Source organism: Microbispora sp. CA-102843 (genome assembly GCF_050936215.1).
Classification (GTDB): Bacteria; Actinomycetota; Actinomycetes; order Streptosporangiales; family Streptosporangiaceae; genus Microbispora.
On the sequence record NZ_JBNJNF010000003.1, the window covers coordinates 1 to 17,943 of the forward strand.

Genomic DNA, 17,943 nt, shown 5'->3' on the forward strand with positions numbered 1-17,943 from the left:
GCGCGTTCTTCGGCCTCGTCCGCACTCCGGAGCGCTTCCTCGGCCACGGCGTCGGCCTGCTCACGCTCGGCCCGGGCGGTCTCAGCGCCGGCGGCCGCGAGGCTGGCCACCCGTTCGGCCTGCACGGCGCGGGCCTCGGCGGCGGCGACCTGCTCGGCGGCCGTGGCTTGAACGCCGGCCACCTCCGCGGCCGCGGCGTCAGGGTCGGCGATCGTGCGCAGCTCGCTGACTACGCGCTCCAGCTCGCCCAGCGTGCGTACGGCGAGCTGCTCGGTAGCGCGCAACAGCTCGGCGGCGCGGGCCTGCCCCATCGTGACCGGCCGATCCAGGTCCTCCACCGGAGCGGGACGGCCCTCGGCCTGCGCCGCCAGCTCGCGACGGCGCCGAAACGCGGTAGTCGCGTTGTGCGCGGGGTTCGCGCAGTACGCAGGGGGACGGCCCGGGCCGTCCGCAGACTCCGGAGGCTCCTCACAGCCCGGATAGCGGCACGTCACGCGCGGCTCGTCGGCCGTCTTGCTGGTCTCGTTGCTCTCCATACCCTCGATTCTATTTCATAGCATTACATGATCGCAATGATATGAAACGAATTTAATGAAACGAATTTATGCCGACGATCACCACCGCTTCTCGACATGAGGGGGGCTTGCTGGTCCATCCCGTCGCCTGGGCCGTCTCGACCACGGGGTTCGCGGAGCGGAGGAGGCTCGCCGAAGGCGACCGCGAAGCGGCTCGGCCTCCGCAGTGGAGCGGTTCCCGTGGTAGGCCCAGGAGAGGCGACGGGATGGACCAGCACCCCCCGGCACCACCACCAGGCAAGATCGTTCCGGCGACCCCTCCCCCATCCCGGAGCCTGCCTCGCCGGCGAGGCGCGGGGGTTCGGGGGCAGCGCCCCCGGGAAGCGGCAGGACGGCGAGTAGGGCAGTGCCGGTAAGAAACGTGTCATGGGGTGCGGCCGGAATACGGCAGAAACGGGCCGCGCCGGGGCGCTGACCAGACAGAACAGGAACTCTGTCTGGTCAGCGCAACCGCATCACCGCAGGCCAATGCACCAACGACGGTTCGTGCAGCATTCCGGCCCCCTCCGTCCTGCTGCGGACCGCTGCCGAAACCCCGCAGTCAGCCCTGTCGCCTAACCTGCGGTTTCAGGTGGGCGCGGTACCTTTCTGCCGTATTCCGGCCGCACTCGTCACAGGCTCGACACACCAGGGCCGCACCCCAACAGATCATCAGACCCGCTGGGCCTGACACGACCCAAGGGCTTCGGCCCGCAGCGGGGCTGGGCGGGCTTCCCCGCGGATCTGCTCTGGGTGCTGGCGAGGTGGTGTCAGGGTGATGCCGCCGGGCGCCGGTGGCGGGCGACGACGATGAGCGCGCCCACGCCTGCGAGCGCCGCCAGCGCGGCCAGGGCGAGTAGCGTCGTGGCGGCGGACTCGAGCGTGGCCGGCCTTCCCTTGCCGCGCCTGGCGGGGAAGGTGAAGCTGCCCGACACGGTGCGGGTGATGCGCCCGCTTTGCAGGGTGAACTGGAACTTCCACGGCCCGTCGGGGAGCCGCTCCCCCAGCGGGACGGTGACCGTGCCCGCCTGGCCAGGGGCCAGGGTCGTGCCGGGAGGCACCGGGTAGGGTCCCGCCCGTATTCCGCTGGGCCCATCTGACAGCACAACGCGCCCGACCAGGTCGACGGCCCGCTCCCCGGTGTTGCGCACGGCCGCTGCGATCGCCGGACGGCCGTCGTCCAGCCGCTGGGGCACCACCTCGCCGATCTGGAACTGCGACGGCGGTTCGCCTTCGGGGCCGACGTCGAGGTAGGCGCGGATTCCCACACGGTTGACCAGCGCGATGTTCCGCCTGGCGGTCGGCTGCCCGGTGGCGACCTGCGCCCAGATGACGGCGTACTGCTCGCCCCTGGTCGCCGACTGCGGCACGTGGATGGTGGCCCTCACCTGCGCGCTGCCGTGTGGTGGCACATCGACGGCGGGGCGGTTCAGCGTGATCCACAAGCTCAGCTCGTTTGGCGTGCGGCCGGGTGCGAAGGTGAACCGGCTGTGCCGGATGTCGGCGGCGGCCGCATACAGCTCCACGTGCTGCCGCGTGGGGGAGCTGTTGGTGATCTGCAGGCGCCGGGTGAAGGTGGCTCCGGGGTTGACGTGGTCGACGATGAAGATCCGCGCGCGGGGGTCGTCGATCCGGTTTTCCGGTACCTCCAGCAGGCTGATGCCGAGGGTGCCCTCCCCCACCGGGGGTCGCGGGTCGGCGGCCGCGCCCGCCGCCGGGCAGAGCAGGCCGGGCACTGCGGACACCAGGAGCGTGAGCAGCGCCGCGGGCAGGCGCGGCCGCAGGAGGGGGTTAGGCGACAGAGTGGTTCACCGTCCCGGTGTAGACGCCGGCGACCGCGCTGGCGGGGACGTTGATCACGATGGTCGGGTCCCAGGTGGCGGAGTTGTCGCCGGACCCCGAGGTCTTGCTGAAGGCCGTGCGCGGGGTGTCAATGGACTGCGCGGCTGCGGCGTTGGCCTGGCCGGGCACGAAGGTGCCGGTGCCGGTGGTGGCGGTCGCAGCCCCCGACCAGTACAGGACATCGGTGTTGGGGATGGTCTCCGCCGGGGTGCCGCCCCCGGTGGTGAAACCGCCAGTGGCCGCCACGACCGTCGCGATCCAGGTGGCGGTCAGCGCGGCCCGCTGGTCGGAAACCGTGACCGGGCCGAGCTGGCCGCTGATCTGTCCTCCCGGGACCCCGCTGCCGATGCTGACCGGACCGTTGGGCACGGTGATCGTGAGCCCGTCGGGTGCGGTGACGGTGAAGGTCACCGTGGTGGAACACGTGGTCGAGGCGGGACAGGTACCCGCATTGGCCGGCAGCGCGGCCAAGGCGGCCGCCACCAGGCTCGCGACTGCCGAACAAGCAATGCCAAGACGGCGTGCGGACATGACCGCTCCCCTTATTTATCCCATCCAGGCCCCGGCCAGGGCCCGCGTACGGGCACATCCTCGCCACAGTGATCAACCAGGAGCACCGATTCGCGTAGCGTCTGCCGACTCTTCATCACCACTTGTGCACTCTTGGCGATCACGCAGGACCACCCGACCCCTGGTCCAGCCACGCGGAGGTCGATCGGACGACCGAGCCGCTCAGGAGGGGCGGTCAGTTGGGCCGGTGTTGCTGTCCGCCGTGCCCGGCTCTGCCCACGCTGCCGGGTTCCATCAGGCAGCCGGGGCATGACGTCAATTCGACCATTGCCAGCCGATTACCTGCCCTCGACAGCAGAGGGGAACCAGGGCGGACATCGATGATCTAGGCTGCGCGATCAGTCCTCCCATCGTCGGCGAAGGGCGCCTGGCGCACCTCGCCCGTGAGACAGCTGTGAGGAATGACCATGAGCAAGGCCCGTACCGGCCTGTTCACCCCGCGAGCCCCTCTGGTGCTGCCGTGCCTGGCCGGGTTGCTGCTCGCCCTGGCCGCACCGGCCGCCTCAGCCCCCGTCCCGGACTCGCCGGCCCCCTGGACCGTCACGGTCCCCCTCCGCGCCGATCCCCTGGAGATCACCGTGCCCGGCTCGGTGAATCTCGGCAGCGGCCCAGCCGGCGGCTCGATCACCGCGTCCATGGGCACCGTAACCGTGACCGACACCCGAGGAGGAAACCCTCCCTGGACGGCGACCGTGACGGCCACGAACTTCACCACCGGGGCAGGAACACCGTCCCAAACGATCCCCAACAGCGACGTCGCCTACTGGTCCGGCCCCGTCACCGCCTCCTCCGGCACCGGCACCCATACCCCCGGCCAGCCGACCGCCGCCCAGCGGGTCCCCCTGTCCTCGACGGTGACCGCCTTCAGCGGCCACAAGACGGGGGAGGACCCGTACTCCGTCAGTTGGGCGCCGACACTCGTCATCACCATCCCCTCCACCGCCGCCCCGGGCCTCTACACCGGCGTCGTCACCCACTCCGTCACCTGACCGACATCGCCCGACAAACCCGGCCCGCCCCGCTCCTGGCTGGAGGTTCACTCGGCCCCCGCTGGCATGTGAGGCACAACCATGAGGCGCTGTGGGCGCGGGCTCAGGAGGTAGCCAAGGCTGCGGCTAGGAAGACCGCCCCGGGGGTTGTTTTGGGCTCAAAGGCGGGCGGTGGCCACCGTGGCGCAGCTCCCGCGTCCGGGCCGCCGCGGCGTCGGCCAACCACGCGCGCTCGTCCCAGTCGTGCCCGTCTGGGAAAGGGTCGGCCGGCAGCGAGGCCCGGAAGAGGTGTTCGGGCTCGACTGCCCATCGCGGCCGGGGTTCGGCGTGGGCGGCCGCAGGCGGTTCGGCCGGGCTGCCTGTGCTCGTCTTTGCCCGGGCGGGCTCGGCCAGGGCCCGGCGAAGGGCCGCACGCCCGGCGGCCGTCGCCTCGTGCTGTGCGGCCCGCGCCACGGCGAGGGCGGCCATCGCCGCGGCGTAGCCCTGGCCGTCGTCATCCACCCGAACTCGAGCCCGGCGCCGAATCGCGGCGAGCTGGCGGCCGATGCGGTACCGGACGACCCCGGCGAGGTCGAGCGCTGAACGAGTCTGCTCGGTGAGCAGCTCGACAACCTCGCCCCGCGGCAAGTGCCGCAGCAGCAGCGCAACCAGGCCGCCAAGCTCGGCGGCCTCGGCAGGGGCAAACTCCGGCGGCTGTTCTCGCTGGGCCGTCCACAACGGGAAACACGCCTTTACAACGTAAAGTCCGGCGGCTTTTTCTTCGCGGCTGATCCCCCCAGACTGGGCACGACGGGGCCGGTTCGGGCTGAGCGGGCCCGGTCGTGGAGGGGAGGGGGGAGAGCCCTCTAGAGAGTAAGGAGACGTGTGAAGTCGTCCACAACCGGCGGCGGTATGCCGTGCTGGTCCGGCGGCTGAGCCGTGCCGGATCACCTCGCAGTCGGCGAGCAAAGCGTCGGCCTGGGCACGGGTGACGGTGCCGGCTGCCCGGGCGGCGGGTGGGTCGATCTCGTCGCGTACGGCTCGGGCCAGCGTGCGCGGCAGCTCCGTGGGCATGTCCGGCGAGGTGGCCAGGACATAGCGGGCCTGTCGGCCGGGTGCGGGTGCGGCGGTCTGCCGGACCATCCCCCTTGTGCGCAGCCGCGTGAAGTCGGCCCAAGCGCTTCGCACGCTGACGCCGTGGTGCGCGGCGTAGGCGCCGATGACGATGGGGAGGTCGACCAGGCGGCCGCGCTCGTCGGCCCAGTGCGTCAGGTGCCGGACCATCCGCCAGGCGCAGTCGTCGGCGAGCTGGCCACGCCAGCGCAACAGGGCGGCCAGGCGGAACCACACCCGGCGCGATAGGCCGGGCGAGTGCTCGGCACCCTCGTAGTAGGCCGTACGAGGGCGTGACGGGGTGGTGTGTGTCCCAGATGCCCGCTCGCTGCCCCGTTGCAGCGACACGCCCATATTTGGGCGTGCTGGGCTATCCGGACGACCATCGGTTATCGTGGTCTCCGTCTCCAATGCTTGGCCTTCGCCGGGCATGACGAAGGGGCCGGCTGGTAACCGGCGCTTTCAACAGGTGGCCGACCAGGCTCGGAGTGGAAGTCGAGCAGGTCAGCCAGTGGAGTTGTGGATCTCCCGCCGTGGGGTTGGTCGCCGTTGGGGCGGGGATCGTCTTCTTGTAGGGCATGCGCCCCGGCTCAGGCCGGGGCCCCTACGTCTTTATGAGGTCAGCTCTAGAGCGGCCTCCTTCTGCGTGGTCTCCTGGGTGGTCGTGCGCGGGACAAGCTGATCGATCAGTTCCTCGAACAGGACACTGAGCGAGATTGCGCGGCTGTTCGCGAGCTGCTCCCACCGCTCCTTGACGTGTGCGGGCACCTTGGTTTGCAGCGGCACGGTGCCGCCGGTCCCCCGGGCTCGCTTGCGTCGGCCTGCTACGTCAGCCATGGGGGAGATCATGGCGCACCCGCCGGGCATGTGCATTCAGTAACGCGGCGTGTCGCGAAAAAAGCTTGACCGTTACCAGATACGCCGCAGAACACGAACGGCCGCTCAACCCGCCCAGATGATCGAGTAGACGTGAACCACCTTGGCGGCGTCGTCCACCACGTAGGAGACCAGGCCGGCCGCACCGAACGCCTGCTCACGGAAGAGCGGTTGTTCGGGGTGGGATACGCCGCGGTGGTGCGGGTCAGCACCGATGACGAGCAGCTCCTCAACGAGGGCTCGCCAAGCCTCGGCGGGCAGTCCCGGAATCTGGGAGCTGGCGGCGGCGACGAAATTGATCCGGTAGTTCACGCCTGGCGGCTCGCGTGCTGCGCGACCAGCTCGGCCCATCCTGGGATGACGTCCTCGGCCGGAATGCCGGGCATGCCGGCGGCGGCCTCGGCGCGGGCCTGCTCATAGCCGGGGGCGGAGTAAGCCACCGACCGCAGGTGCCACAGGTGCAGCGTCTCGGCGAGCTGCTTCCACTTCCACGTGTGGTGCATCGCGGCTTCCATCGCGGCCCGGTAGTCGGCGAGGAAGTGCTCGCGGTAGCGCTCGGGCAGACGGGCGAGGATTTCCTCCGGGTCGTGCCCGATCGGGTGCGGCTCGACGGGCTGCGCACTCACGGTCTCGCCCCTTCCGTTCTGATCTGTACGGGTTTCAGAGTAGCCGCGGCAGGCCGCCAGGAGCGAGGCCGCGAGAGTCACTCGTGGTCATGAGCGCGGGGACAGCAGAGCGCGACACGTGGGCCGCTGGAACGGCTTGAAGTGGGCGCAGGGGTCAGACCGATAGAGCCAGGCGGGCCCCGGGCGCTCGACGTCCTCGGCCGGGATGGCGGCGGTACGACGTGCGGCCGCATCATCAGTCCGAGGCGGGCGGTGCGGCCGGGTCGACGTTGAGGGCTTGCGGCGCTGCGTGCTCGTCCCGGGCCGCTGCGCGACGGCCGGCTTCGCGCGCCCGTCCTCGTTGGTCCGACTCTGCTGGATCGCTCGACGCTGCTCGCGGTGTTTCGGCAACGGAGGTGGTTCAGCCTTCGGCGTGGTCGACAGGCGCGGCGTGGCCGCCGGCGGCGAAGTGATCGGTAGCGTCCGGGTTCGGGGTGGGATCACCACATCGTGACCGGTCACGGGCAGAGGTGTGGCCGGCGTCCTGGCCCCGGCGACGACAGGCGCGTGCGCTGAGCCGCCTGACCAGGTGGCCGACCACACGCCCACGGCGGCCAGGACCGCGAACCCGGCCACGACCGCCGGGCGTATCAGTGCCTCGCGCGGTAAGCCCCTGCGGCGCGGGCGCGGGGAGTAGTGCGGCGATGGCCTCAGCGCATCCCGATCCCGCGCCTGCCTGTCCCGTTCGAGATCCTCCAGGTTCCGCGGAATCCACGACTGAGGCTCGCCCTGGTAGCCGATGCCGTACGGCATGCCGCCGCGGTGGTGAAGGGGCCTGTCGGTCGAGTCCACTTCCCCAAGGTAACTAAAAGTTACGTACCTTATCCACTCTGTATTCGACAGGCCAGTCAACCATGATCACCAGCGGAGCAAGTTGGTAAGAAAGGGCACCTTTTCCGAACCGATCAACAGGCCCAAGATCAGATCACGACAGACCCCGAGATGACACCGATCGCACAACCAAGATCACGAACAGTGCTAAGGTATCGTCACTTCGCGACGAGACGTGATGGTCTGCTCACGTTCCGCCGCTCCCCCTCAGACGCTGGCCGGCGTGGCGGGCGGTGGGTGCTTCAGCTCCTCCAGCGCGATCCCCACTTCCCGTACGGCGTTGCTGAACCGCTCGTGCAGCCGGCGGACGATCGGGTCTTCGGGATGCTGCTGAAGGTGCGGGTCGACCGTGCTCTTCAGCAGCCGGTCCAGCGTGGTGTAGGCGCGCCGGCCCTGGCTGAGCTCGTACTCCACCCAGGTCTGGACGTCGTCGGGGAACCCGCTGCCGTTCCTGCGGCTCCACGCGAAGGGGCGTCCCTCACGGCTGGCCCCGACTTCCTTCACCCAGGTGGTGCCCGATGCCGCCTGGCTGGGGCTGTAGGTGGGCCCGAGCCGCTCCAGCAGCGCCGCCCTGGTCAGCCCGGCCGGGGCGACCTCCAGCAGGTGGCGCAGCACTTCTTCGCCTGATTCGGCGCGCGGCCTGCGTGGCCGTCGCTGTGGTGTCGTCATGGCTCCTCCTCGTTGAGAAGCTTCGCCAGCTGTTCGTCCATGCTCACGTCACCGGTGTTGATCACGCTGCGGCAGAAGTCGATGGCCGCCTGCACCTGGTCCAGGACGTGATGGGTCACTTCGCGCTCCTGCTCGGTCAGTGGATCGGCCTGGATCTGCGGCATGAGCCGTTTGATCCCGGCGACGAAGGCATGACCGGCGCTCATCAGGTCCAGGAAGTGAATCGAGTGCTCGACGTGCCGGATCGCGGGTGTGCGTTCCCGGGCGGCGTCTTGTACTTGCTGGTCGTGGTCGCGTTGCGCCTGATACAGCTGACGCCGGGTGTTCGGGTCCGCCATGACACGGCCGGCGACGTCCGGGCGGCTCAGCAACTCCGCCGCCGCGGCGGAGGCCACGACGTCATCGGAGGCCAGTTTGCGGATCTCCCGGACCCTCGTGTCCGCTGAGCCGGTGTGCTGGTCATCTGACACGATGCCCGTGCCTGCCGACACGGTGTTGCCGGCCCGGCCTACCGCCCTGTCAGCGGCATCCACCGTCCAACGACGGCGGCCGCGCCGGTCCAACGGCGGCTGACGGATCAGCTCGAACCGGTCGGGATGAGGCGCCAGAACCCGATAGACGGTGTAGCTGACATCTTCACACCTCTGGCCCATGGGCCAGGCGTGTGCGACCCAGCGCCATTTCATCACCGTCTCGGACGCTTCGCCGATCTCGTCGGCGAACAACCGCAGCGAGGCATAGACCCCCTCGCCTTGCCCCATGCCGGCAGGGCGCATCGGTTCGATCTCCAGCGCCATATCCCCGATGACGAACTGGTGACTGGTCATCGCCTTCATCAAGTCGCGAGCCCGGTCGACAAGATCGTTGAATCGGCGCTCGGTGACATGTCCGATCTCGTTCACCACGGTGTCCCTCCGCAGTGACGGCTTACCGTCTGCGTGCGCCGCCGGCCCGGGTCGCCGGTCACGCACCCGATGGTGTCTGGCCTGGAAGGGCGGCGCCGGTCGGCCCGCCAGCTCCACGCGGAACCCCTTCACACAGGAGTATTCGCCCCCACATCCATGACCGCAACCCCGCTGACCAGCGGAAACATGCCCTGGATGCAGGGGCGGGCAGAGATCCACTTCTGGGCTGGTAGCAGGAAGGTCACACTTCTGGGCCTCGGCTCCGGGTGCCGTTTCCCGCCGGCGGCCCCTCTATCCGTGGCCTATCCGACGTCGCTGAGCCGGATCTCCGCACCTGTGGGGGAGAGGAAGCGATATCCGGTGCTGTCGGCGATCGACTTTCCGTCACCGATCGCCTCCCAGAGCTGGCGCAGACGCGGGTACGGCGAGGCGAGCAGCTTCGGCCGTAACTGCTCCAGCCGCATCATGTCGAAGACGTTGCTGGCCAAGACCAGCCCGGCACGCTGATATTCCGCATCGACGGCGGCGATCGAGGGGTGACGCCATGCCTGCCGTTGCTCGGAGGGGACCGGAACATACAGCACCTCGTGATCGCCCCGGATGACGGCGAACGGGTGTTCTCCAAGCCCCGGTGGCGCAGGAAGCGGGGCGATGATCGGGGACTGCCCGCCGCTGGTCGCCGGGATCTCCCGGTACTGCTGAATGGTCGGATCCAGGAGCCGGCCCGCCTCGGGGATGACGAGCACAACGTGCCCGTTGAACGTGCCGTCAGGATTCTATCGAGGTCCGGCACTCCCGTACATGGTTCGCGAGCCGTTCCCCGAGATAGCCAGGGTCACGGCTTCGACGTGCGCCTCCAGGCCGAAATGGCCGAGCGCGTATCGGATCGTCTGACAGCCATCGATGCAGTGCGACGCCTGTGCACCGTCCTGTTCGAGGTTCCACAGCCATACGCTCGCGAGTCCGTACAGGGGCAGCAGTTCGGGGGGAGCTTTGAGCATCCCGGCGACCACGTCCTCGAAGTTCATGCGGGCGGACCGCAGGGTCCCGCCGGGCCGGGGATCAGGTCGCCGGCGGCGCGCACTCTTGTCCTTCTTCGGGTTATGACGGCTCATGCTGCTCACGGTAAAGAGCACCAGCGACATTGCGAAGGGGGTCCAGCCGGTGTGCACCGCCAGCGGTACACCCCAATCACGAAAATGCACAAACACGTCTCGGACGGTCGATATCCTGCTGAACAACGAAGAACACACAGGAAGGCACCTCAAGGCACTTGAAGTACCCCCAAGTGCCCTTAAGTACCCTCAGGGGAACCATGCACCCATTGGTTACAGGTAGCCATCCATGGGACCGAATGCCCGTTTTGACTTGATTACCGCACACGAGCAGGGTTTACTTGGCTCGCTGCCAAGGTGCATCCATCTAGCGTCTGGCCGCAGCACAGTCGTAGGAAAGAGGAAGCCCCCCGTGCCAAGGATGGGCGTCCTGGGCGGCACGAAGGGCTTCCGGTACTGCGAGGTAGTGCATTTGGTGCGCGTGGCTCCGGTGACCGGCCCCCTGTTGAGGGGTCAGGCGCCGGGGCCGCCGCCATCGAGCAACCCACGGATCACGTCGCCGAGCTTCGCCATCAGTTCCCCGTCGGCCAGTACACGGACTCCCTCGATAACGAAGCGTCCGACGGCCGCGGCGGCCTGAAGGATCTGCCAGCGCTGTGACACGGTGTTCGGGCTGCTCTGCTCGGGACGCTTGTGGCGCCGACGAGGCATAGCGGTGCCTCCCTCTTCACCATCCCCTCGGGGTGAGGGGTGAGCGGCGACCAGGGGGAACTCCTTGGGGGAATTCTTGGCCGACCGCGCCGCCCTTCGGTCGACCGCGGAAGGCGACCGAGAAGCCTGGCGAAGTGAGGCAGGAATCACGGTACACGTTCACACCGCCACGTAACCGCACACTGACGGCCCTTTCGGACGACATCACGACCAAGTGCCGAAATTTCCGGGGTTTCTCGGAAGTTCGTTCTCGAAAATAGTTCGAACGGGCTATGTGCGCCTCTCCACGGCGAACGATCTTCGAGACATACTTACTGGTACGTAACTTGTGGGAACAGCGCTTCTCGGGGGTAATTTCCAACCCGGCAAAACGGACAAAAGGCTATCTGTCCGGAAGTCGGTCCATGCCCACGCCGACGCTCGGATCCCGCTCGTGCTGCTCGGCCAGTTCCCACAGCTCGGCATGGCGGTCGTCTGGGGCCATGACGAGGAAGTCGCCGTCTCCGCAAGCGGCCATCCACTCACCGTTGGTCTCGGGATCACATTCCGGGTCTTCGCAGTCGCAGTCCGGCTCCCACATGACCGTGACGATGTGCTCTTCCTCGTAGGTCACCCCGGGGTGGGGATCGGAGGGGGTTCGTGGCATAGCAGCACCCTACGAAAGACGGCAGGCCCCCTCGCCTGCTTCATGCAAGGGAAAGTAATGTGACCCTCCGCTATTGATTCGCTACAATAAGTGTCTCTCTCATCGGAGGGGCCGCCCGGCCGGAATCCCGGCCGGGCTCTTTCATGTGGAGCGGGGGCCGGTCGGGGCTGCCGGCGGTCGAGCTACTCGCGCACGGCGGCCGCGGCCGCCTCGTGCAGCTCGATCTCGTGCTCTTCGGGGTCACCTCCGTCAGGTGGGGTGCGACCGTGCGAAAGGGCCCGAGCAGTGCGCCCGGGCCCTCGACGTCGCCGCCGGCGGCTGGTCACGTCAGAACGGCGGCTCGGAATCGTCGGCGCCGCTCGGCCACCCGCCGCCGGTCGAGCTGGTCGCCGCAGCGGCCGCCGCGGTGCGCCGGCGGGCCGTGCCGCGTAACGAACGCCCGATCTCCTCGACGGTGAGCTCGTACCCCTGGCGGCGCTCGCCGGTGTCGGTCTCCCACTGCCGGAACTTGAGTCGGCCCGTCACCATGACGCGGGCCCCGCGGGTGAGGTCGGCCTCGGCGATGTCCTCGGCCACGTTCCGCCAGGCCGTACAAGTCATGAACAGGGTGTCGCCGTCGACCCACTCGCTGCGCTGCGCGTCGTACCGACGCTCGGTCGAGGCGAGGCGGAACCGGGCCCGTGCGGTGCCGTTGCCTGTGAACGTGATCTCGGGCGCGTCGGTGAGGTTGCCGGTCAGGTGCATGGTGCTCATCGGGTGATCCCTCCAATGGTGATCGTTTCGCCGCAGTCGAGGCAGTCGACGGCGGTTGCTGTGGCGTTGGGCTGCGTGTTGGGCGAGCCGCACGGGCACCAAACGGCGTCCATGTCAGAACTCCAGGTCGCCGGCGACGGGTACGGACTGCGCGGGGGCGTAGGTGCTGACCTCTGCCAGGACGGCCAGGGCCAGGCGGGCGAGGGTGTCGAGGTCGCCGGCGGCTTTCGCTGACTCCTCCACCTCTCGCCACAGGTAACCGGCCTCGCACAGCAGGGCCGAGCAGTCGCCGGCGGCCGCGGCCTGCTCGATCACGAGGGCCGCCGTACCGGCCCGGGCGACGCAGGCGGGCGTGTAGGTGCGGGCCTGTGCCAGAGCGGCCAGGGCCACGCGGTGAGCGGCCGCGGTGTCGCGCTCGTCGCTGATCGCGCACACCAGCTCGGCCGAGCAGTCCCAAAGCGTGTGCAGTACGGGCGTGACGTCGCCGAGCAGGCGGGCGGCCTCCACTACGGCGGCGTAGTCCTGCCAGGGCGTGTCAACGCGCACAAGAACGGTCACGGCGGTTACCTCCTGATGGCTGCGGGTTATGGCCTGGCGGCGACGAGGGGATGCGCGCCGGGGAGACGCGGGGCGGTGTGGGGTGTCCCCCCTTTCCCCCTCCCGGGTGGCGAAAAGGAGAAAGGAGCCGAGCAGCGAGGAACGGGTCAAGGGGCGGCGTAGCCGATCGCGTAGCGACGCCGGAGGCGCCCTTGATCCGTGACGAGTGCCGGCTACGTTCGACGGCCACCCGGGAGGGGAGGAAGAGAGTCCTTACAGGCCCGCCGTCAGGCGGGCACGACTCGGGCCGCTTCTGGGCCCGCGCTGTTCGGCGGTCTTGGGCCTGCCTGGACGGGTGCCGGCGGGCGGCTTGCCGAGGTCAGCGGCGACGGCGGCCGCGCACGTGGGACCAGGCCGGGCAGGCAATCGGGGGCGGGATTACCTGCGCGCCCCCTGGGGCGGGTGAGCGATAGACCGATAGGGCGAGCGATAGACCAAACGCTAGACAGCGCGCTGACGGGCTTCCTCGGTCGGGCCGTTGGTCGCGCAGGGCGGGGGGGTCTCGGCGTGGCGGCCGCTCGCATGCCACACTCGGCACACCTGAGACAGCCACAGAAAGACCTATCCATGACGCATCCCCCACAGGGCGCGCTCGCGGCTGCCGCCGCTGCCGTACCCGGTGTCGATCTGCCCGGCCTCGACCGCGTGCTCGCCATTGCTAACGACAAAGGTGGCGTCGGTAAGACTTCGATCACGGCGAACCTGGCGGCGCTGTACGCCGCCGCCGGCTATCGGGTGCTGGCGGTTGACCTCAACCGGCAGGCCAATCTCTCCGACGACCTCGGATATCGCGGGACGGCGATAGACGACCAGGGCTCCGGGCTGCTCATGGCGCTTATCGCCGGGCAGCCGCTACAGCCGGTCGAGGCGCCCGGGCGGCCCGGCCTGCACGTTGTACCCGGCGGCGTCAGGCTCCATGACCTGACCGCCGTCATGACCGGGCGCGTGCAGACTGAGGGCGCGGCCTGGCAAAGGGCCCTGGCCCGGGTCCTCGCGCCGGTCGCCAGTGCTTATGACCTGGTGCTGATCGACACGCCGCCGGAAAACACGCTGCTGATCGACTTGGCGCTCGGCGCCGCGCGGTGGTTGCTGATGCCGACCCGCACCGACGCCGGCGGCCTGGTCGGCATGCAGCTACTCGCCGAACGGTTCACCGTGGCCCGGCGGGTGAATGCGCCTCTCGGGCTGCTGGGCGTCGTGCTGTTCGGCACCTCACGCACTGCGCGGGCGATTCACGCGAGCGTGCGCGAGCAGGTCGAGGCGGCGTTCGGGTTGCCGTCGTCGCCCATGCTGACCGCGATGATCGGCCATAGTGAGCGGATCGCCAACCAAAGCCGGGCCCGCGGCCGCGTGGCGCATGAGCTGGAGAGCGACGCCGCGAGTCAACCGGCATGGTGGGAGTCGCTGCGCCGTGGTGAGCGGGTGCAGGGCCGTATTCCGCCGACCGCGAGCAACGTTGCTGAGGACTATCGACGCCTGGCGGCCGAGGTCCTCGACCGGCTGGCGGCCGCCGAGGTCCAGGGGGCGACCGGTGAGTGAGCCGAACATGAGGCAGCCGGGCGCGCTCGGGCAGGTGTTCGGCTCGACGCCGGGGGCGGCGGGCTTGGCGGGGAAGCTGCCGCGCCGCGGCGAGCAGCAGCCCACGTCGACTGCGGCCGCCGTACCGGCCCCGGTGTCGGCCCCTCCGGCGGGCCCGGCGGTCGACGTGGATCAGGGCCAGGCCGTCGAGCAGACGCAGCCGACCGCGGCCGCGAGGACCTCGACGGCCCCGGCGTCGGCCGATCTCGCACCCGAGCCGACGTATCAGGTCAGCGTCTACGTCCTGCCCGACATCGTGAGGGCCGCCGAGCAGGTGCGCCGCCGCAGCCGCCGCACGAATGCCGAGATCGCGTACGCCGCGCTCGACGCGGTGCGCGAGCGGCTCGGCGAGCTGGTCGCCGAGCGGCGGCTCGGCCCGGCCCCTGCCGCCGACAGCATGTTTCCGGCCCGGCGCACCCGTAACCAGCGGGCGGCGGCAGCGCAGGACGGGCGGCGTCAGCTCTGGTCGATCCAAGCGACCGAGGGGGAACTCGCCGTGCTCGACGGCCTGGTCGAGCGACACGGGGCCCGATCGCGTAGCGAGCTGATCTCGGTTGCTGTCGAGGCCCACCTCGGTCGCAAGCGGGCGCGCAGCAGGTAGGACGGTCAGACATGCCGAGGGCCCCGCACGTGCCAGTGCGGGGCCCTCGGGTCATTCTGGCGGCGGTCAGCCGGTGATGACCGGCCGGTGTACGTCGCGGTGCTCCACCTCGACGCGGTAGCCGAGGACGCGCAGGCGGCGAGCGGTTGACTCGGCGAGCACGACCGACCGGTGACGGCCGCCGGCGCAGCCGTAGGCGGCGACGACCGGTTCGGGCTGCGCCGCGGTGTCGGCCCGCAGGGCGGCGAGCAGCCGCGCGGCGTTGAGCACCAGGCGCATACTGCCCCGGGTGGCGGCGAGCACGTGCCGCCGCACTGCGGCGTCGTGCCCGGTCATCTGCCGCAGGGCCTTGTCATCGGCGGGGTTGCGCAGCCGCCGCCGCAGGTCGAGCGTGACGTCGGCCCGGGGCGGGATGCCGTGCCGGTAGCCGAAGGACACGATCACGAAATGCGGCGTCGTCTCCTCGGCGGCGAGGATCTCGGGCGCGGTCAGGGCTCGGCGCGCTGCTGTGCTGGTCATGGCGGGGTCGGTTCCTTCTGGTGGGGGAGTCAGGCGCCGAGCGGCACGGCGATGGCGAGCAGGGCCAGGGCGGCGAGCATGAGGTCGATGCCGAGGCGCAGGCGGCGGTACTTGGTGCGGGCGATGGCGGCGAGCTGGTGAAGGTCGGCCGCCAGGCGTTCCCGAGCCGGGCCGTCGAGGGCGGCGAGCACGGCGGCGGGCCCGTCCTGCGTGGCGTAGGCCATGACGCCGGTACCGGCACCGGGGCGGGGGAGTGAGGGCCTGATGACCAGCAACAGCACGGCGCAGGAGGCCGCGAGAATCGCCAGGGCGCCCCACAGGCCGAGCATGCCGACCGTGGCCAGGTGGGGGCGGCCGAGAGCGGCCACAGCGGCAACGGCCGACAGCAGCAGGCCCGCCGCGCTGAGGGCAACGCCCGCTTTCTGGTCGACGCGGCCGAGCTCGGTACGGGCGGCGTCACGCTCGACGGCCAGGGCGTCGGCTGTCTCGTCGGGCAGAGCCGCGACCAGGGCGTGACCGATGGCGAGCACGGCGGCCCGCCCGGCACGGGCCGCGGCCCGCTCACGCTCGCCGGTCAGCAGGTTGAAGTTACGGGCGTCGCGGTCGAGCTCGTCAGCGCGGGCGAGCAGCTCAACCGCTCGGCCCGCGCGTGCGGGAGTCGTCGTCATGACGCGAGGTCCTCTCGTCGTCGGGGGGTGATGGGTCGGCCGGCGGCGGCGTCGAGCAGCACGTCGGCATGGCAGGCCGCGCCCGGGCGGCATGGGCACAGCAGGTCGCACCCGGCGAGCTCGGTTCGGGCCCGCTCGATCAGGTCGGGCCGCTCGTCGGTGAGGTACGCGCGGTAGCGGTCGACGGCCAGGGCGCGGGCCTCGGCCTCACTCGTGCAGAGAGTGAGGCCGGTCTCGGCCCCGTCGACCAGGCGGAACACCCGCCACCCGCGGCGGTCGTCGCCGGCGATTCGCCAGGGGTTGCCGTAGGCGGTCGTGCGGTCCACGATCACGGCCCCGCGCGGGGCCTTCCATCCGGCCACGCGGCGCCGCTGTAGCCGCTGCGGGGCCCGAGGGGAGGGGCCCAGGTGTTCCATGCCGGGCAGGGCCGTCAGGCCCGCCCACAGCAGCTCGGGCAGTGGCTCGGGCCGGGCGCGGCGGCGCGGGGCCGGGCGCGGGTCCTGTGGGGGCCGTACGGGGCCGAGGTCCTCGATACCGGGCAGCACAGGCACGGCGGCGAGCTGCTGCTCGGCGGGGCCCTGCTCGGCGGTCGGCACGGTCGGTGTCCTCTCAGGCAGGGGCCCCCTCGCCCGAGGTGGTCGAGGGGGCCCGGTCGGTCAGGTCAGCGCGGCGTTACTCACTTCCCGCCGCTCGTGACGTTGTCGTCGCCGCTGGTGCCCTTGCCCTTGGGCCACCGGGAGGAGGGCGGCTCGGGCGTCTGCGGCTGTGGTTTGGTCTTCACGTCGTTGGCGCCTTCGGGCCACTGCGACATGGCGGATCTCCTCACTTGTCGAGGCCCCGGCGGCGTGGCTCTTGGTCGGGTGTGCCGCGGGGGCTTGTGATGGTGGGGCGGCTGCCCCGGGGAGTCGCCCGGGTGAGGGCCCGGGCGAGCTCGTACGACGTCAGCGCTTGCTCGGCCGTACGAGGGTCAGGGGGGCCGGCGCGCTGCTCGCGCTCGGCTTGGGCTTGCCCTGCTGGGTTTGCCTGGTCTCGGCGTACGCGATGAGGTTCTGCGCGTACTCCTGGAGCTCGCCCCGGCTCACTGGTTACCGGCCTGCTGCTGCGCCTGACGGGCCTGCCGCTCGGCGGCGAGCTGCGCGTCGTAGGCGTCGCGGACGCTCTGCGGCTCGCCCTGGTTGGAGGGCGGGGGGCTGTAGATGCGCTCCTGTGCCATGCTGGAACTCCTCACTTGTTGAGGGCCCTGCGGCGCGGCTCTTGGTCGGGTGGCGCCGCGGGGCTTTGTCGTTTCTGCGGGCGGGGTTGCCCGTAGAGACCCACCCGGGAGTACGGGCGGGAGTCAGGGATCAGCGGTCCTGGTCAGTCACCACATCCCGGCTCGGCGGGCGCAGCCCGCGCCGGCGAGGTGTCCTTCTTCGCCGCAGACCCAGCAGTACTCGCCGTTGTCGGCCTCGGTCTCGTCGGTGTCCTCGGTCACGTGTGGCTCCTTGATTTTTGAGATCTCGGGCAGGTGGTCCGTCAGGGCTCGTGTCTAATGACGGACCAGGTGCCGTCGTCCGGCATGGCCTCGTCGACGTGGACCGCGACGATGGCCTCTCGGATCTCCTGGTCGCTGGCGCCGCCCTCGCGCATCGCCTCGGCCAGCGCGTCGGCGAACTCGTTCACCTCGATGCCGTATCGGCCGAAGTTGTTCGAGCGGCTTCGCTGTTCGGTCGGCATGTCTTCACTGTGACCCGACTCAGATTGGTTGTCAACAAACAAACTGAGATTGCTTTTATTGATTCCAAACGATCAATCGTGGTATGACTGTTGAGCTGCTTCCCGT

Annotated in this window: 24 protein-coding genes and 1 pseudogene; 3 read left to right on the forward strand and 22 right to left on the reverse strand. The window is 70.1% G+C overall.

What is annotated here, in order from left to right; translation table 11 throughout:
* From ACQEVJ_RS46400 to ACQEVJ_RS46410, 3 genes and pseudogenes are all read right to left on the reverse strand, one after another.
* Positions 1 to 536: pseudogene (locus ACQEVJ_RS46400) on the reverse strand (hypothetical protein); the annotation flags it as partial.
* Positions 537 to 1,324: 788 nt separating this feature from the next.
* Positions 1,325 to 2,299 carry a hypothetical protein gene (locus ACQEVJ_RS46405; protein ID WP_433113460.1) on the reverse strand — a complete coding sequence of 325 codons (975 nt, stop codon included), beginning with the start codon at positions 2,297 to 2,299 and terminating at the stop codon, positions 1,325 to 1,327.
* Between the two features lie 46 nt (positions 2,300 to 2,345).
* A complete protein-coding gene (locus ACQEVJ_RS46410; protein WP_433113463.1) occupies positions 2,346 to 2,807 on the reverse strand; it encodes a hypothetical protein in 462 nt (153 codons plus the stop codon).
* Positions 2,808 to 3,373: 566 nt separating this feature from the next.
* Here ACQEVJ_RS46410 and ACQEVJ_RS46415 point away from each other — a divergent pair.
* Complete coding sequence (locus tag ACQEVJ_RS46415; protein WP_433113465.1) at positions 3,374 to 3,955, forward strand: hypothetical protein; 582 nt, start codon at positions 3,374 to 3,376, stop codon at positions 3,953 to 3,955.
* Positions 3,956 to 4,081: 126 nt separating this feature from the next.
* On the opposite strand, the gene ACQEVJ_RS46420 is transcribed toward ACQEVJ_RS46415, so the two are convergent.
* The 12 genes from ACQEVJ_RS46420 to ACQEVJ_RS46475 form a co-directional block, all read right to left on the reverse strand.
* A complete protein-coding gene (locus tag ACQEVJ_RS46420) occupies positions 4,082 to 5,395 on the reverse strand; it encodes a hypothetical protein (protein WP_433113468.1) in 1,314 nt (437 codons plus the stop codon).
* 264 nt (positions 5,396 to 5,659) lie between these two features.
* Complete coding sequence (locus tag ACQEVJ_RS46425; RefSeq protein ID WP_433113471.1) at positions 5,660 to 5,884, reverse strand: hypothetical protein; 225 nt, start codon at positions 5,882 to 5,884, stop codon at positions 5,660 to 5,662.
* Positions 5,885 to 5,989: 105 nt separating this feature from the next.
* A complete protein-coding gene (locus ACQEVJ_RS46430) occupies positions 5,990 to 6,235 on the reverse strand; it encodes a hypothetical protein (RefSeq protein ID WP_433113474.1) in 246 nt (81 codons plus the stop codon).
* Positions 6,232 to 6,549 carry a DUF6247 family protein gene (locus ACQEVJ_RS46435; protein WP_433113477.1) on the reverse strand — a complete coding sequence of 106 codons (318 nt, stop codon included), beginning with the start codon at positions 6,547 to 6,549 and terminating at the stop codon, positions 6,232 to 6,234. The genes ACQEVJ_RS46430 and ACQEVJ_RS46435 overlap by 4 nt, the downstream gene beginning before the upstream one ends.
* 1,077 nt (positions 6,550 to 7,626) lie before the next feature.
* Complete coding sequence (locus ACQEVJ_RS46440; protein WP_433113480.1) at positions 7,627 to 8,088, reverse strand: hypothetical protein; 462 nt, start codon at positions 8,086 to 8,088, stop codon at positions 7,627 to 7,629.
* Positions 8,085 to 8,990: a DUF6192 family protein gene (locus ACQEVJ_RS46445; protein WP_433113483.1), complete on the reverse strand. Its 906-nt coding sequence runs from the start codon at positions 8,988 to 8,990 to the stop codon at positions 8,085 to 8,087. The genes ACQEVJ_RS46440 and ACQEVJ_RS46445 overlap by 4 nt, the downstream gene beginning before the upstream one ends.
* A gap of 305 nt (positions 8,991 to 9,295) precedes the next feature.
* Positions 9,296 to 9,739: a hypothetical protein gene (locus tag ACQEVJ_RS46450; RefSeq protein WP_433113486.1), complete on the reverse strand. Its 444-nt coding sequence runs from the start codon at positions 9,737 to 9,739 to the stop codon at positions 9,296 to 9,298.
* 30 nt (positions 9,740 to 9,769) lie between these two features.
* Positions 9,770 to 10,204: a hypothetical protein gene (locus tag ACQEVJ_RS46455; protein ID WP_433113489.1), complete on the reverse strand. Its 435-nt coding sequence runs from the start codon at positions 10,202 to 10,204 to the stop codon at positions 9,770 to 9,772.
* Between the two features lie 357 nt (positions 10,205 to 10,561).
* Entirely contained in the window at positions 10,562 to 10,759 is a 198-nt protein-coding gene (locus ACQEVJ_RS46460) for a hypothetical protein (protein ID WP_433113492.1), read from the reverse strand.
* Positions 10,760 to 11,141: 382 nt separating this feature from the next.
* Positions 11,142 to 11,405, reverse strand: a complete 264-nt coding sequence (locus ACQEVJ_RS46465) for a hypothetical protein (protein WP_433113495.1) — start codon at positions 11,403 to 11,405, stop codon at positions 11,142 to 11,144.
* 327 nt (positions 11,406 to 11,732) lie between these two features.
* The gene (gene ssb, locus ACQEVJ_RS46470) at positions 11,733 to 12,158 is read right to left on the reverse strand and encodes a single-stranded DNA-binding protein (RefSeq protein WP_433113498.1); all 426 of its coding nucleotides are present in this window, start codon (positions 12,156 to 12,158) and stop codon (positions 11,733 to 11,735) included.
* Positions 12,159 to 12,272: 114 nt separating this feature from the next.
* Entirely contained in the window at positions 12,273 to 12,716 is a 444-nt protein-coding gene (locus ACQEVJ_RS46475; RefSeq protein ID WP_433113501.1) for a hypothetical protein, read from the reverse strand.
* A 606-nt stretch (positions 12,717 to 13,322) separates the two neighbouring features.
* On the opposite strand from ACQEVJ_RS46475, the gene ACQEVJ_RS46480 reads away from it, so the two are divergent.
* Both ACQEVJ_RS46480 and ACQEVJ_RS46485 read left to right on the forward strand, forming a co-directional pair.
* Positions 13,323 to 14,294, forward strand: coding sequence for a ParA family protein (locus ACQEVJ_RS46480; RefSeq protein ID WP_433113504.1), 972 nt, complete (start codon positions 13,323 to 13,325; stop codon positions 14,292 to 14,294).
* Entirely contained in the window at positions 14,287 to 14,934 is a 648-nt protein-coding gene (locus tag ACQEVJ_RS46485) for a hypothetical protein (RefSeq protein WP_433113507.1), read from the forward strand. Before ACQEVJ_RS46480 ends, ACQEVJ_RS46485 begins: the two co-directional genes overlap by 8 nt.
* A gap of 66 nt (positions 14,935 to 15,000) precedes the next feature.
* Here ACQEVJ_RS46485 and ACQEVJ_RS46490 read toward each other — a convergent pair whose 3' ends face one another.
* The 7 genes from ACQEVJ_RS46490 to ACQEVJ_RS46520 all read right to left on the reverse strand — a co-directional run bounded on the left by ACQEVJ_RS46490 (position 15,001) and on the right by ACQEVJ_RS46520 (position 17,837).
* Entirely contained in the window at positions 15,001 to 15,453 is a 453-nt protein-coding gene (locus ACQEVJ_RS46490; protein ID WP_433113510.1) for a RapZ C-terminal domain-containing protein, read from the reverse strand.
* Positions 15,454 to 15,482: 29 nt separating this feature from the next.
* Positions 15,483 to 16,121, reverse strand: coding sequence for a Pycsar system effector family protein (locus ACQEVJ_RS46495; protein ID WP_433113513.1), 639 nt, complete (start codon positions 16,119 to 16,121; stop codon positions 15,483 to 15,485).
* On the reverse strand, positions 16,118 to 16,717 hold the full coding sequence (locus ACQEVJ_RS46500) for a DUF4326 domain-containing protein (RefSeq protein ID WP_433113516.1): 600 nt from the start codon (positions 16,715 to 16,717) through the stop codon (positions 16,118 to 16,120). The genes ACQEVJ_RS46495 and ACQEVJ_RS46500 overlap by 4 nt, the downstream gene beginning before the upstream one ends.
* An 80-nt stretch (positions 16,718 to 16,797) precedes the next feature.
* The gene (locus ACQEVJ_RS46505) at positions 16,798 to 16,932 is read right to left on the reverse strand and encodes a hypothetical protein (RefSeq protein WP_433113518.1); all 135 of its coding nucleotides are present in this window, start codon (positions 16,930 to 16,932) and stop codon (positions 16,798 to 16,800) included.
* 130 nt (positions 16,933 to 17,062) lie between these two features.
* A complete protein-coding gene (locus tag ACQEVJ_RS46510; RefSeq protein WP_433113521.1) occupies positions 17,063 to 17,203 on the reverse strand; it encodes a hypothetical protein in 141 nt (46 codons plus the stop codon).
* Complete coding sequence (locus ACQEVJ_RS46515; RefSeq protein WP_433113524.1) at positions 17,200 to 17,334, reverse strand: hypothetical protein; 135 nt, start codon at positions 17,332 to 17,334, stop codon at positions 17,200 to 17,202. Before ACQEVJ_RS46515 ends, ACQEVJ_RS46510 begins: the two co-directional genes overlap by 4 nt.
* A 302-nt stretch (positions 17,335 to 17,636) precedes the next feature.
* Complete coding sequence (locus tag ACQEVJ_RS46520; protein ID WP_433113527.1) at positions 17,637 to 17,837, reverse strand: hypothetical protein; 201 nt, start codon at positions 17,835 to 17,837, stop codon at positions 17,637 to 17,639.
* Positions 17,838 to 17,943: the final 106 nt, after the last annotated feature.

Coding starts and splice junctions, on each gene's coding strand:
- ACQEVJ_RS46415 (WP_433113465.1), top strand. CDS start 3,374: ATGAGCAAGGCCCGTACCGGCCTGTTCACCCCGCGAGCCCCTCTGGTG.
- ACQEVJ_RS46425 (WP_433113471.1), bottom strand. CDS start 5,884: ATGGCTGACGTAGCAGGCCGACGCAAGCGAGCCCGGGGGACCGGCGGC.
- ACQEVJ_RS46440 (WP_433113480.1), bottom strand. CDS start 8,088: ATGACGACACCACAGCGACGGCCACGCAGGCCGCGCGCCGAATCAGGC.
- ACQEVJ_RS46460 (WP_433113492.1), bottom strand. CDS start 10,759: ATGCCTCGTCGGCGCCACAAGCGTCCCGAGCAGAGCAGCCCGAACACC.
- ACQEVJ_RS46465 (WP_433113495.1), bottom strand. CDS start 11,405: ATGCCACGAACCCCCTCCGATCCCCACCCCGGGGTGACCTACGAGGAA.
- ssb (WP_433113498.1), bottom strand. CDS start 12,158: ATGAGCACCATGCACCTGACCGGCAACCTCACCGACGCGCCCGAGATC.
- ACQEVJ_RS46480 (WP_433113504.1), top strand. CDS start 13,323: ATGACGCATCCCCCACAGGGCGCGCTCGCGGCTGCCGCCGCTGCCGTA.
- ACQEVJ_RS46490 (WP_433113510.1), bottom strand. CDS start 15,453: ATGACCAGCACAGCAGCGCGCCGAGCCCTGACCGCGCCCGAGATCCTC.
- ACQEVJ_RS46495 (WP_433113513.1), bottom strand. CDS start 16,121: ATGACGACGACTCCCGCACGCGCGGGCCGAGCGGTTGAGCTGCTCGCC.
- ACQEVJ_RS46505 (WP_433113518.1), bottom strand. CDS start 16,932: ATGTCGCAGTGGCCCGAAGGCGCCAACGACGTGAAGACCAAACCACAG.
- ACQEVJ_RS46515 (WP_433113524.1), bottom strand. CDS start 17,334: ATGGCACAGGAGCGCATCTACAGCCCCCCGCCCTCCAACCAGGGCGAG.
- ACQEVJ_RS46520 (WP_433113527.1), bottom strand. CDS start 17,837: ATGCCGACCGAACAGCGAAGCCGCTCGAACAACTTCGGCCGATACGGC.